Origin of the sequence: Pseudomonas tensinigenes, assembly GCF_014268445.2 — a bacterium.
Classification (GTDB): domain Bacteria; phylum Pseudomonadota; class Gammaproteobacteria; order Pseudomonadales; family Pseudomonadaceae; genus Aquipseudomonas; species Aquipseudomonas tensinigenes.
In genome coordinates, this window is sequence record NZ_CP077089.1 from 6,477,536 (window position 1) to 6,491,163 (window position 13,628).

At 60.4% G+C, this 13,628-nt stretch carries 12 protein-coding genes; 3 read left to right on the forward strand and 9 right to left on the reverse strand.

The genetic code is table 11. The features are described from left to right. Positions 1–2,310 (reverse strand): heavy metal translocating P-type ATPase, encoded by a 2,310-nt coding sequence (locus HU718_RS28890; RefSeq protein WP_150731211.1) that lies wholly within the window; start codon positions 2,308–2,310, stop codon positions 1–3. A gap of 84 nt (positions 2,311–2,394) precedes the next feature. Between HU718_RS28890 and cadR the strand changes: the two genes are divergently transcribed. Next, the gene (gene cadR / locus HU718_RS28895; RefSeq protein WP_150706348.1) at positions 2,395–2,844 is read left to right on the forward strand and encodes a Cd(II)/Pb(II)-responsive transcriptional regulator; all 450 of its coding nucleotides are present in this window, start codon (positions 2,395–2,397) and stop codon (positions 2,842–2,844) included. A 20-nt stretch (positions 2,845–2,864) separates the two neighbouring features. Here cadR and HU718_RS28900 read toward each other — a convergent pair whose 3' ends face one another. The 4 genes from HU718_RS28900 to HU718_RS28915 all read right to left on the reverse strand — a co-directional run bounded on the left by HU718_RS28900 (position 2,865) and on the right by HU718_RS28915 (position 6,553). Then, complete coding sequence (locus HU718_RS28900; protein ID WP_186616677.1) at positions 2,865–3,701, reverse strand: hypothetical protein; 837 nt, start codon at positions 3,699–3,701, stop codon at positions 2,865–2,867. A gap of 152 nt (positions 3,702–3,853) precedes the next feature. Beyond that, complete coding sequence (locus HU718_RS28905) at positions 3,854–4,825, reverse strand: thymidylate synthase (protein ID WP_150706346.1); 972 nt, start codon at positions 4,823–4,825, stop codon at positions 3,854–3,856. A gap of 50 nt (positions 4,826–4,875) precedes the next feature. Beyond that, complete coding sequence (gene lgt, locus HU718_RS28910) at positions 4,876–5,691, reverse strand: prolipoprotein diacylglyceryl transferase (RefSeq protein WP_007913003.1); 816 nt, start codon at positions 5,689–5,691, stop codon at positions 4,876–4,878. A gap of 79 nt (positions 5,692–5,770) precedes the next feature. Beyond that, positions 5,771–6,553, reverse strand: a complete 783-nt coding sequence (locus HU718_RS28915; RefSeq protein WP_150706344.1) for a sulfite exporter TauE/SafE family protein — start codon at positions 6,551–6,553, stop codon at positions 5,771–5,773. A 132-nt stretch (positions 6,554–6,685) separates the two neighbouring features. Between HU718_RS28915 and HU718_RS28920 the strand changes: the two genes are divergently transcribed. After that, positions 6,686–7,432: an NRDE family protein gene (locus tag HU718_RS28920; protein WP_186616678.1), complete on the forward strand. Its 747-nt coding sequence runs from the start codon at positions 6,686–6,688 to the stop codon at positions 7,430–7,432. A gap of 408 nt (positions 7,433–7,840) precedes the next feature. Here HU718_RS28920 and ptsP read toward each other — a convergent pair whose 3' ends face one another. Next, positions 7,841–10,120: a phosphoenolpyruvate--protein phosphotransferase gene (ptsP, locus tag HU718_RS28925; RefSeq protein WP_150731210.1), complete on the reverse strand. Its 2,280-nt coding sequence runs from the start codon at positions 10,118–10,120 to the stop codon at positions 7,841–7,843. A 22-nt stretch (positions 10,121–10,142) separates the two neighbouring features. Beyond that, positions 10,143–10,622 carry an RNA pyrophosphohydrolase gene (locus tag HU718_RS28930; protein WP_003229203.1) on the reverse strand — a complete coding sequence of 160 codons (480 nt, stop codon included), beginning with the start codon at positions 10,620–10,622 and terminating at the stop codon, positions 10,143–10,145. Between the two features lie 143 nt (positions 10,623–10,765). Between HU718_RS28930 and HU718_RS28935 the strand changes: the two genes are divergently transcribed. After that, positions 10,766–11,422, forward strand: a complete 657-nt coding sequence (locus HU718_RS28935) for a histidinol-phosphatase (protein ID WP_150706341.1) — start codon at positions 10,766–10,768, stop codon at positions 11,420–11,422. Positions 11,423–11,527: 105 nt separating this feature from the next. Here HU718_RS28935 and HU718_RS28940 read toward each other — a convergent pair whose 3' ends face one another. Then, on the reverse strand, positions 11,528–11,941 hold the full coding sequence (locus HU718_RS28940) for a DUF2269 family protein (protein ID WP_102901372.1): 414 nt from the start codon (positions 11,939–11,941) through the stop codon (positions 11,528–11,530). Positions 11,942–11,981: 40 nt separating this feature from the next. Beyond that, positions 11,982–13,496: a threonine ammonia-lyase, biosynthetic gene (gene ilvA, locus HU718_RS28945; RefSeq protein WP_186616679.1), complete on the reverse strand. Its 1,515-nt coding sequence runs from the start codon at positions 13,494–13,496 to the stop codon at positions 11,982–11,984. Positions 13,497–13,628 lie beyond the last annotated feature (132 nt).

Below are 13,628 nucleotides of genomic sequence, written 5' to 3' on the forward strand. Positions count from 1 at the left end.
CTATTTGCGCAGCAGGCGCAACCCGTTGAACACCACCAGCAGGCTCACGCCCATGTCGGCAAACACCGCCATCCACATGGTGGCGAGCCCGGCGAAGGTTACCGCAAGAAAGATAGCTTTGATCACCAGGGCCAGCGCGATGTTCTGTTTCAGGATGCTGGCGGTATTGCGCGACAGGCTGATGAACGCCGGGATCTTGCGCAGATCGTCGTCCATCAGGGCGACATCGGCGGTTTCAATCGCCGTATCGGTGCCGGCAGCGGCCATGGCGAAACCGATCTCGGCGCGGGCCAGTGCCGGCGCGTCGTTGATGCCGTCGCCGACCATGCCGACGCGATGACCCTGCTTGTACAGGTCTTCGATGGCTTGCAGTTTGTCGGTCGGCAGCAAGTCACCACGGGCCTCGTCGATACCGACCTGCGCAGCAATCGCCTGGGCGGTGTGCACGTTGTCACCGGTGAGCATCAGGGTTTTCACCCCGAGTTCGTGCAATTGGCGGATCGCTTCGCGGCTGGTTTCCTTGACCGTGTCAGCCACGGCGAACAGTGCCAGCGGGCCAGAGCTGTCGAGCAGCAGCACGACGGATTTTCCCTGCTTCTCCAGCGCGAAGAGTTTTTCTTCCAGCGCTGGCGAGCACAAACCGAGTTCTTCGACCAGGCGATGGTTGCCCAAGTGATAGGTCTGGCCGTTGATCTGGCCTTTGACGCCACGCCCGCCCAGCGCTTCGAAGTTATCCACAGTCAACGCTTGGAAGTTTTTATCCACAGCGGCGTTGGCGATGGCCAGCGACACCGGGTGATCCGAGCGCCCCGCCAACGCAGCAGCGATAGCCGGCGCGGAGGCATCGGCGGTTGGGTCCAGCGACAGGTAATCGGTCTGCACCGGTTTGCCGTGAGTGATCGTGCCGGTTTTATCCAGCGCCAGATAATCGAGCTTGAAACCGCCCTCCAGATACACGCCGCCCTTGACCAGAATGCCTTTGCGCGCCGCCGCCGCGAGGCCGCTGACGATGGTCACCGGAGTCGAAATCACCAGTGCACACGGGCACGCGACCACCAGCAACACCAACGCGCGGTAGATCCAGTCGAACCACACCGCGCCCATAAACAGTGGTGGAATAATCGCCACGGCCAGGGCAAATACGAACACCACTGGCGTGTAGATTTTCGAGAATTGATCGACGAAGCGCTGGGTCGGCGCGCGCGCACCTTGAGCCTGTTCAACGGCATGGATGATGCGCGCCAAGGTCGAGTTGTTCGCCGCTGCGCTGACCGCGTACTCCAGCGAACCGGCCTGGTTGATGGTGCCGGCGAAGACTTTGTCGCCGACGGTTTTTTCTACCGGCAGGCTTTCCCCGGTGATCGGTGCTTGATCAATGGTCGAACTGCCGCTGACCACTTCGCCGTCCAGCGCAATACGCTCGCCGGGTTTCACCCGAACACGGGCGCCGAGTTCGACGCTTTTCACGTCCTGCTCAATCCAGCTGCCGTCAGCCTGCAACACCGTGGCTTGTTCCGGTGTCATCTGCATCAGGCCGCTGATCGCGTTGCGCGCACGGTCCAGCGAGCGCGCTTCGATCAGCTCGGCAACGGTGAACAGGAACATCACCATCGCCGCTTCCGGCCATTGGCCGATAAGGATGGCACCGGTCACGGCGATGCTCATCAGCGCGTTGATGTTGAGGTTGCGGTTCTTCAGGGCGATCCAGCCCTTTTTATAGGTAGTCAGGCCACCGCTGAGGATCGACACCAGCGCGATGATCGCCACCACCCAGGTTGGCGCGGCGTTGGTGAAGTGGATGACTTCGGCGGCGAGCGCGCCGACACCGGACAGCGCCAGCGGCCACCAATGTTTTTTCACCGGGGCCGGGGCTGGCGCTTCGACACCCGCCTCCAGCGGCTCGGCGTGCATGCCGAGGGATTTGATCGCCTCGGTGATCGGCTCGGTACCCGGCAGATTATGGGTCACGCCAAGTACGCGGTTGATCAGATTGAATTCGAGCTGCTGCACACCGGCGAGCTTGCCGAGTTTGTTCTGGATCAGCGTCTGCTCCGTCGGGCAGTCCATCGCCTCGATGCGGAAACTGCTCAGGCGCGCATCGGCGCTGGTCTTTTCGCTCAGTTGCACCAACGCAGGCGCGGCGGCTGTCGACGAGCAGCAGGAATCTTCGTGCGAATGAACCGGTGCCGGTGCTGCGACTTTCGACCCGCAGCAGGAATCGCCGCCATGTGAATGTTTATGCACAGGCTGCAATTTATGGCTGTGATCGTGGCCGTCGCCGGGCTTGTGGGTGTGCTGGGAATCGCTCATTGGTCGCGTCCATGAAGGTGCCTGTTGCCAAGTAAAGACCCTGTAGCCACTATAGGGTCAAGCACCCTTTTGGAGATTGCCGTCATGAAGATCGGAGAACTGGCCAAACTCACCGACTGCGCCGTGGAAACCATCCGCTACTACGAGCGCGAAAATCTGCTGCCGGAACCGGCCCGTAGCGACGGCAACTATCGCGTCTACACCCAGGCCCACGCCGAACGCCTGACCTTCATCCGCAACTGCCGCACCCTCGACATGACCCTTGAAGAAATCCGCAGTCTGCTGGCCATGCGTGACAGCCCGCAGGATCAGTGTGAAAGCGTCAATACGCTGATCGACGAACACATCCAGCACGTGAAGGCGCGGATTGATGGCTTGTTGGCGTTGCAGACACAGTTGCTCGACCTGCGCCAACGTTGTGGCGAAGGGCCGGATGCGGAGCAATGCGGGATTCTGCAGCGGCTGGAAGTGAGTGGCGGTGTGGTGGCGACGGAGGTTGAGCACTCCCATGTGGGCAGAAGTCATGGTCATTAGTCCTGCGTCGCCAATGGCTCTCACACCAGCCTGAACTCCAATACACCCCGGTGCCCCATGCCGTAGGTCAAGCCGGGGACCATCCCCGTACCCAGAAAAAGACTGCAGAACAGGTGAACGGTCTCACCGCGATACGCCTGATAGACCGTAGGCTCAATCCAGAAGCCGAGGGATGAATCGGGACTGACCGTCAGCTTGCGCTGGTAATCCCTCCAGGCGCCATCCTGGCCGCCCTTTGCACTGCTTTTCCAGGTCATTTCGATGGCGTTATTGGTTCGCAGGTTTTCAATCCGGGGAATGGTCAGGCATACGCCATTGGGATGTTGATCAACTTGCAGGACACCTTGCGACACGGCATCAATAAAAACCGGGCCGGTCTGGAGCAGCTCCGCCGCGAACGTCAGATGCAACGACAAGGAAGGTAAAGCAATACCATCTCTTTCGATGACAAAGATTACCTCGACCCGATCACCTTCAAACTGACGCGCCGTTTTGTCAGGCACCGCAAAATGCAAAGAGGTGTACTCCACCACTGTTTGCGGCTGCGACGTATAACTGCCCCCGGAACCACCGAGCGCCTGCCACTGCACCCGAACCTGATCACCCCTGCGAAAATCCATCTCATTGACTGAAACGACGACCCGCAACGAGTCGATGAAGATCGGTGCGCCGCTGAGTATTTCCATGGGCACCACGCACCCCCACGGGTCGAGGCTGGGAATGGAATGGAAAAGCCCCGAGCGACTTTCACAGCCAATGAAGGGGCGATTGTTCACCGTGCCCTGCAAGCGCTGTGGTGCAAAACCGATTGAGACCTCCGAGAACCCGGCCGTTGCGCCGGATGCACTGATTGTCATGATGAAGCTCCTTGAATGAAAAAGAGGGTGTTTGACTGACCCATGCCCAGTAGGCCTGCAGTCAGTCAAACACCCTCTTTTTTACTTGCCTACTGTCAGACATGACAGTCCGGTAGACCTATACCGAATATAAAAGCTTCAGAGCCAGTCTTTCAGACCGCCATTGGCGCGGTCATTGGCGCGTGGTGCTCGTAGCCTTCCAGCGAGAAGTCGCTCGGCTCGACCAGCTCCAGCCATTCCGGCTGATAGACGCCAGTCTTGGCAAACTCCGGCACGCGGTCGGAGATTTTCAGTTTCGGCATGGCGAACGGCTCGCGCTTGAGCTGTTCGTTGAGCATGTCCAGATGGTTCTCGTAGACGTGCGCATCACCGATGAAATAGGTGAACCAACGCGGCGTGTAGCCGGTCAGGCGACCGATCAGGCTCAGCAGCGCGGCGCCTTCGGTGAGGTTGAACGGCGTGCCCAGACCCAGATCGTTGGAGCGGATGTAGAGGGTCAGAGAAATCTCTTTGGTCTCGACATTCGGGTGGAACTGGTACAGCAGGTGGCACGGCGGCAGGGCCATTTCATCGAGCTGAGCAACGTTCCAGCCGTGGAACAGAATACGGCGGCTGCCCGGATCCTTGATGATCGTGTCGACGCACTGACGCACCTGGTCGATGGCTTTGTACAGCACCACGTAGGCCTGGCCGTCTTCTTCGCCCTGAGCGATCTGCTTGTAGCCGTTGGCCAGGGTTTGTTCGATGGCGGCGCTGTTGCTCAGCGGGATCTGCTTGTACGCCGGCCATTTGCGCCATTGCACGCCGTAGATTTCGCCGAGGTCGTCGTCACCCTGACGGAACGGGTTGGCCAGCCACTGCGCGTTTTCGTTGGCGTTCTGGTCCCAGACCTTGCAGCCCAGCGCGCGAAATTCAGCGGCATTGTTCACGCCACGGAGAAAACCGCACATCTCGCCGATGGCCGATTTGAAGGCCATTTTGCGCGTGGTGATCGCCGGAAAACCTTCCTGCAGATCGAAACGCAGCATCGCACCCGGGAAACTGATGGTGTTGATGCCGGTGCGGTTGGCCTGTTTGCTGCCGTTCTGAATGACGTGCGAGACCAGTTCGAGATATTGCTTCATGAGTTACCTGTGTCCTTTGAGCCCCGGCGTCGCGCGCCGGGGTTCGTAGTTTAAGCCGTCGGCGCGAGCGGTGCTGCCGGTGCGCGACGATAGGCCAGCCAGATCAGGAACAGCCCGCCGACGATCATCGGCACGCAGAGCACCTGGCCCATGGTCAGCCAGTTCCAGGCCAGATAGCCCAACTGCGCATCCGGCACGCGGACGAACTCGACGATGAAACGGAAGATGCCGTAGAACAGCGCGAACATGCCGGAAACAGCCATGGTCGGACGCGGTTTGCGCGAGAAAATCCACAGGATCAGGAACAACGCCACGCCTTCGAGCGCGAACTGATACAACTGCGACGGGTGACGCGGCAGTTGTGCCGGGTCGCTGAATGGCGGGAAGACCATGGCCCACGGTACGTCGGTGGCTTTGCCCCACAATTCGGCGTTGATGAAGTTGCCGATACGTCCGGCGCCCAGACCGATCGGCACCATCGGCGCAACGAAGTCCATCAGCTGGAAGAACGACTTGCCGTTACGCTTGCCGAACCACAACGCGGCCAGCATTACGCCGATGAAACCGCCGTGGAACGACATGCCACCCTTCCACACTTCGAAAATCAGCGTCGGGTTGGCCAGGTAAGCGCTCAGATCGTAGAACAGCACATAGCCCAGACGTCCGCCGACGATGACGCCCATCGACATCCAGAAGACCATGTCGGAGAGTTTCTCCTTGGTCCAGGTCGGGTCGAAACGGTTGAGCCGGCGCGACGCCAGCAGCCACGCACCGCCGATGCCGATCAGGTACATCAGACCGTACCAGTGGATTTTCAGCGGACCGATGGCCAGGGCCACCGGGTCGATCTGCGGGTAAGGCAGCATTGCGACTCCTCGTTAGAGTTGAAACCAAAATTCCCGGGCGACGCTGCCACCTCAGGATTAAGCCAGGATTGCGACGCGATTAAAGCAGGAAGCTCACACCCACGCTGAACAGCAAAGCGGCGAACAGCCGTTTCAGCAAGCGCGGCGACAACCGATGCGCCAATCGCGCACCGATGCGGGCGAAGATCATGCTGGTCAGGGCGATGCCCAACAACGCCGGCAAATACACAAAACCGAGACTATGCGGCGGCAACAACGGATCGTGCCACCCCAGAATCATGAAACTTAATGCACTGACCAGCGCGATTGGCAGCCCGCAGGCCGACGAAGTCGCCACCGCTTGCTGCATCGGCACGCTGCGCCAGGTCAGGAACGGCACGGTCAGCGAGCCGCCACCGACGCCGAAAATCGCCGAGGCCCAGCCGATGATGCTGCCGGCCACGGTCAGACCGAATTTACCCGGCACCGTTCGGCTGGCCTTGGGTTTGATGTCCAGCGCCAGTTGCACCGAGATGATCAAGGCAAACACGCCGATGATCTTTTGCAGGTGCGGGCCGGAGATCGCTTCTGCAGTCAGTGCGCCGAAGCCTGCACCGAGCAGAATGCCGACGGCCATCCACATGAAGATCGGCCAGCGCACCGCGCCGCGTCGATGATGCTCACGCACGGCGTTGACCGAGGTGAAGATGATCGTCGCCAGCGACGTGCCGACCGCCAGATGGGTGAGGATCGACTGATCAAAGCCCTGCAAGGTGAAACTGAACACCAGCACCGGCACGATGATGATCCCGCCGCCAACCCCGAATAGCCCGGCCAGCACGCCCGCACAGGCGCCCAGCGCCAGATAGAGCAGAAATTCCATGACCGTCTCCCCAGACCGCATCCGCAAAACCGGAGCGGCATGGTAACGGATGCACACCCTTTGGCTCCACTGGCGATGGATGCACGGACGCCGGATGCGTAGAGTGAGCAAAAAACACACAAGGACCACCTTATGTGCCTGATTGTTTTCGCCTGGCGCCCGGGCCATGCCCAGCCGCTGATCGTCGCGGCCAACCGCGACGAGTTCTACGCCCGGCCGAGCCTGCCGCTGGCGCAATGGCCGGAAGTGCCGCACGTACATGCCGGGCGTGATCTTGAGGCCGGCGGCACCTGGCTGGGGATTGGCGCCAACGGCCGCTTTGCTGCGTTGACCAATATTCGCGATCCACATCAGCCGCCGGCGCGTAAATCACGGGGTGAGCTGGTGGCGCGGTTTCTGACTGGCGATTCGTCGATTGATGATTATTTGAGCGATGTGGTCGGGCGTGCGGCGGAATATGCCGGGTTCAATCTGCTGCTCGGCAACAGTCATGAGCTGTGGCATTTCAATGCGCGGATGTCGGAACCGGTGATGCTGGGATCGGGGGTTTACGGACTGTCGAATGCCGGTCTGGATACGCCGTGGCCGAAGTTGCTGAAGGCCAAGGCTGGGTTGAGTGCGGTGCTGGATGATCCGCAACCGCAGCACTTGCTCGATTTGCTAAGCGATGCCCAGACCGCGCCGGAAGCGGAATTGCCAGATACCGGCGTGGGTCTGGCCACTGAAACATTGCTGTCGAGTGTGTTTATTGCCAGCCAGAGTTACGGGACGCGGGCGAGTACGGCGTTGATCGTGAAGGCGGATGGGACTCGGCGGATGGTGGAGCGGAGTTATGGGCCGTATGGCGGGCATTTGGGCGAAGTGGAGATAACAGCTTAAAAGCTTACCCTCACCCCAGCCCTCTCCCGGAGGGAGAGGGAGCCGACCGTGGTGTCTTGAGCCGTACATCGACCTGAAAGACCGAGTTGATTATGGATTCAGCAGCATCTTCAGTCGCTGTGAGACGACTACGGCTTCAACCCAGCACCTTCGTCGGTGTGGGTCGATTATGGATTCGGCACAGCACTATCAGGTCGGTGCGCTTCGATTATGGATTCAGCACAGCACTATCAGGTCGGTGCGCTTCGATTATGGATTCAGCACAGCACTATCAGGTCGGTGCGCTTCGATTATGGATTCAATACAGCACTTTCAGGTCGGCGTACCTCTGCAGCATCCCCCGATCAGTCCCCTCTCCCTCCGGGAGAGGGTTAGGCGGGCGGCGTTCCGATGAGGGGCTTTTGATCTTCAGAGGGCCTTGACCACCGCCGGCGGATGCATCTTCGACAACCCAAGGTTCTTCAGCGCCAATTGCAGCGAGCTGTGGATTACTTGCGGGTTATCGATGGTCATCAACTCGGCCAACAACTCCTGGGCCTTGCTCAGATTGACCTGACGCAACATCCACTTGACCTTCGGCAAGTTGGTGGCGTTCATCGACAGACTGTCGAAACCCATCGCCATCAACAGCACCGCCGCCGCCGGGTCGCCGGCCATTTCGCCGCAGATACTCACCGGTTTACCTTCGGCATGGGCATCGCGCACCACGGTTTGCAGGGCTTGCAGCACCGCTGGATGCAGGTAGTCGTAAAGATCGGCCACACGCGGGTTATTGCGATCGACCGCCAGCAAATACTGGGTCAGGTCGTTGGAGCCGACCGAAAGGAAGTCGACCATCCGCGCCAGTTCCTTGGTCTGATACACCGCCGCCGGAATCTCGATCATCACGCCGATCGGCGGCATCGGCACGTCGGTGCCTTCGTCGCGCACTTCGCCCCAGGCCCGGTGAATCAGGTGCAGGGCTTCTTCGAGTTCGTGGGTGCCGGAGATCATCGGCAGCAGAATCCGCAGGTTGTTCAGGCCTTCGCTGGCCTTGAGCATCGCGCGGGTCTGCACCAGGAAGATTTCCGGGTGGTCGAGGGTGACGCGAATGCCGCGCCAGCCGAGAAACGGGTTGTCTTCCTTGATCGGGAAGTACGACAGCGACTTGTCACCGCCGATGTCGAGGCTGCGCATGGTCACCGGTTGCGGGTGGAACGCGGCGAGCTGCTCGCGGTAGATCGCCAGTTGTTCCTTCTCGCTCGGGAACCGCTGGTTGATCATGAACGGCACTTCGGTGCGGTACAGGCCAACACCCTCGGCGCCACGCTTCTGCGCCCGCGCCACATCGGCGAGCAAACCGGTATTGACCCAAAGCGGCATGCGGTGGCCATCGAGGGTCACGCACGGCAGGTCGCGCAGGGTGTCGAGGCCCAGCGCCAGTTGTTTCTCTTCTTCGACGACCTCGGCGAACTGCTTGCGCAGCACTTCGCTCGGGTTGGTGTAGACCTCGCCGCGGGTGCCGTCGACGATCATTTCGATGCCGTCGACCTTGGCGTACGGCAGGTCGACCAGACCCATGACCGTCGGGATACCCATGGCCCGGGCGAGGATCGCGACGTGCGAGTTACCCGAGCCGAGTACCGAGACCAGACCGACCAGCGTGCCTTCCGGCACCTCGCCGAGCATCGCCGGCGTCAGTTCTTCGCTGACCAGAATGGTTTTTTCCGGATAGACCAGGTTCTGCTGACGCTCTTCCTGCAAATAGGCGAGCAGACGGCGGCCAAGGTCTTTGACGTCCGATGCACGCTCACGCAGGTAGGCGTCGTCCATCAATTCGAAACGGTTGACGTGTTCCGTGACCACCTGACGCAGCGCGCCCTGGGCCCACTGGCCGGTCTTGATCACCGTGGTGATTTCGCTGCCCAGCGAGGCATCGTCGAGCATCATCAGGTAGACGTCGAACAGCGCGCGCTCTTCCGGGCGCAACTGCGTCGCCAGTTTGGCGGACAACGTGCGCATGTCGGCGCGCACGCCTTCGATGGCGGTCTTGAACAGCGCCAGCTCAGCGTCAATGTCGGTGATGGTCTTGTCTGGCACCACGTCGAGATCGGCCGGCGGCAGCATGACCACCGCCGTACCGACCGCCGCCCCCGGCGAACCCGGCACGCCGACAAACTTGGCTTCCTGAATACCCTTGCCCTGACGGCCCAGACCACGGATCGAACCGGTGGCCTCGGCGTGGGCGATAACCCCGGCGAGCTGCGCACTCATGGTCACGAGGAAGGCTTCTTCACCTTCGTCGAACTGACGGCGTTCTTTTTGCTGGATGACCAACACGCCGACGACGCGGCGGTGGTGAATGATCGGTGCACCGAGGAACGAGGCGTAACGCTCTTCACCGGTTTCGGCGAAGTAGCGGTAGCGCGGGTGAACCGAAGCGTTTTCGAGGTTCAGGGGTTCTTCACGCGTGCCGACCAGACCGACCAGACCTTCGTTGGGTGCCATGCTGACCTTGCCGATCGAGCGCTTGTTCAAGCCCTCGGTGGCCATCAGGACGAAACGGTTGGTCTCGGGATCAAGCAGGTAGACCGAGCAGACCTGGCTGCCCATGGCCTCTTTGACGCGCAACACAATAATCCCCAACGCCGCCTTGAGATCCTTGGCGGAGTTAACTTCCTGGACGATCTTGCGCAGCGTATTGAGCATGGCTCGGGGTCGAACTCCGTCGTCAGTCGCGCGCTAAAAGGCGCGGGGCAAGCTCTTTGAGGGCGCGGCGATACACCTCGCGCTTGAATGTCACCACCTGGCCCAACGGATACCAATAGCTGACCCAGCGCCAGCCATCGAACTCCGGTTTACCGGTCAAATCCATCCGCACCCGCTGCTCGTTGGAGATCAGGCGCAGGAGAAACCATTTCTGTTTCTGGCCGATGCACAGCGGTTGGCTGTGCGTACGCACCAGACGTTGCGGCAAACGATAGCGCAACCAGCCCCGAGTACAGGCCAGTATTTCAACATCTTCACGTTCCAGGCCAACTTCTTCGTTCAGCTCGCGGTACAAGGCGTCTTCCGGCGTCTCTTCAGGGTTGATTCCCCCTTGCGGAAACTGCCAGGCATCTTGATTGATACGGCGAGCCCATAGCACCTGGCCGGCGTCATTCGTCAGAATGATCCCGACATTGGGGCGGAAACCATCGGGGTCGATCACGGCAACAACCTCGCAAACGCATGTCGCCGCATTGTTCCACAAAGGTTGATAAGGCGGCAACGAAGCTTCCTACCTTATGTGCACTCTTGTGAAAAGACCGTATTCTTGTCGCCTTTTTACAGACTTATCAGCGGGTAACTGCAATGCGCCTGGCACTCTTCGATTTGGACAACACCCTTCTGGGCGGCGACAGCGATCACGCTTGGGGCGACTATCTGTGTGAACGCGGCTTCCTCGACCCGATTGCGTACAAAGCGCGCAACGACGAGTTCTATCAGGATTACCTGGCCGGCAAACTGGATAACGCCGCGTACCTGAACTTCTGCCTGGAGATCCTCGGCCGCACCGACATGGCCGTGCTCGAGCAATGGCACAGCGATTACATGCGCGACTGCATCGAACCGATCGTCTTGCCCAAAGCGCTGGAACTGCTGAAAAAGCACCGCGACGCGGGCGACAAACTGGTGATCATCACCGCAACCAACCGCTTCGTCACCGCGCCGATTGCTGTGCGTCTGGGCGTTGAAACCCTGATCGCTACTGAATGCGAAATGGTCGATGGCCGTTACAGCGGGCGCAGCACTGATATTCCGTGCTTCCGTGAAGGCAAGGTGACGCGCCTGAACCGTTGGCTGGAAGAGACCGGGTATTCTTTGGATGACAGCTATTTCTATAGCGATTCGATGAATGATTTGCCGTTGCTTGAGCAGGTGGCGAATCCGGTGGCTGTTGATCCGGATCCGAATCTGCGGGCTGAAGCGGAGAAGCGTGGCTGGCCGGTGATTTCGCTGCGCGGCTGATTACGCCTTCGCGAGCAGGCTCGCTCCCACAGGGGATCTGTGTAGGTCACAAATCCCCTGTGGGAGCGAGCCTGCTCGCGAATGGGGTCAACTCGGTCTCAAGCCTTAAACAGGCTTGGCACCCATCAACCCGGCAATGGCGAGAAATCCGATGCCGCTGACAATCGCCAGCGCCAACGTGAATTTCCAGTTACCAACCCCGCTAGTCCACAGCCGATTAAGCCGCACCAACAACCACACTGCACTCAACGTGGCCACGGCATAGATCACGCTGGAACCCAGAATCCACAACTGCCCCAGTGGCCAGCCGATCAGGTGCACCAACCACCAGCCGGTGAAAGGCATGCTCAGCATCCCGATCAGCATCAAACACCAGATAAACAGCCAGGGACGCTGCATCGTGCTGGCCGGCCCTTCGCTGCGATTACGCCAGGTCAGAGCGGCGAGCCCCAGCCCGCTCGCGAGTATGACCACGGTCGCCGCAACGTGAAGGACTTTCAGGGTGGTCAGGGTTTCCATGTATTTCTCTTCCTTGGGCCATGCCCATCAGCGTAGCCGTTCAGCCAAGAAACAGCTGATAGGCCGGGTTCTCGCTTTCATCCCAGTACGGGTAACCGATTTCCGCAAGCGCCGCCGGCACCAGATGACGCTCGTCGTGCGGCACTTGCAGGCCGGCGACCACGCGGCCATCGGCGGCGCCGTGGTTGCGGTAATGAAACATCGAAATGTTCCAGCGCCCACCGAGCTTATTAAGGAAGTTGAACAGCGCCCCCGGACGCTCCGGGAATTCAAAACGGAACACCACTTCATCGACCACCTGCGCCGCGCGGCCGCCGACCATGTGGCGGATGTGCAGTTTGGCCAGTTCGTTGTCGGTCAGATCGGTGACCGGGAAACCTTGCTCGGTCAGGCTCGCCAGCAATGCGCTGCGCGGGTCGTTTTCCGGGTGGGTCTGCACGCCGACAAAGATGTGCGCTTCGCTGCCGGTGTTGTAGCGGTAGTTGAATTCGGTGATCTGGCGCTTGCCGATGGCTTCGCAGAACGCCTTGAAGCTGCCGGCCTTCTCGGGGATGGTCACGGCGATGATCGCTTCGCGGCCTTCACCCAGTTCGGCGCGCTCGGCGACGTGGCGCAAGCGGTCGAAGTTGACGTTGGCACCGGAGTCGATGGCCACAAAAGTCTGGCCACTGACGCCGCGCAACTCGACGTACTTCTTGATCCCTGCCACGCCCAAGGCGCCGGCAGGTTCGGTGATCGAGCGGGTATCGTCGTAGATATCCTTGATAGCGGCGCAGATCTCGTCAGTGCTGACGATGATCACTTCATCGACATAGTCTTTGCAGATGTCAAAGGTGTGCTGGCCGATCTGTGCCACCGCCACGCCGTCGGCGAAGATGCCCACGGTCGGCAGCACCACGCGTTCACCGGCGGCCATCGCCGCTTGCAAGCAGTTGGAATCGTCCGGCTCGACGCCAATGACTTTGATGTCCGGGCGCAGGTATTTTACGTACGCAGCGATACCGGCGATCAAACCACCGCCGCCGACCGGAACGAAAATCGCGTCCAGCGGCTGCGGGTGCTGGCGCAGAATTTCCATGGCCACGGTGCCCTGCCCGGCGATGGTGTGCGGATCGTCGTACGGGTGGATGTAGACGTAGCCTTTTTCATCAACCAGTTTCAGCGAGTAGGCCAGGGCTTCCGGGAACGAATCACCGTGCAGCACCACTTTGCCGCCGCGTGAACGCACGCCTTCGACTTTGATTTCGGGGGTGGTCTTGGGCATGACGATGGTAGCTTTGACGCCCAGCACTTTCGCCGCCAGGGCCAAGCCCTGCGCATGGTTGCCCGCCGACGCGGTGACCACGCCACGGGCGCGCTCTTCATCGCTCAGTTGCGTCAGTTTGTTGTAGGCGCCGCGAATCTTGAACGAGAACACCGGCTGCAAGTCTTCACGCTTGAGCCAAATGTCGTTGCCCAGCCGCTCGGAGAGCTGGCGAGCGTTCTGCAGCGGGGTTTCTACGGCAACGTCATAAACGCGCGAGGTGAGGATCTTTTTGACGTACTGTTCGAGCATCGGAAAGCATCACTGAGCGGTTGAGCGGGACCGAGGAGTCTAACCCGGCTTTTGCCCGCACGACCACACGAATCCAGAGGTTTTAGCCGCGCTTGCGGCTATAATGCCGGCCTTTCCGTTCTCACCTTGCCC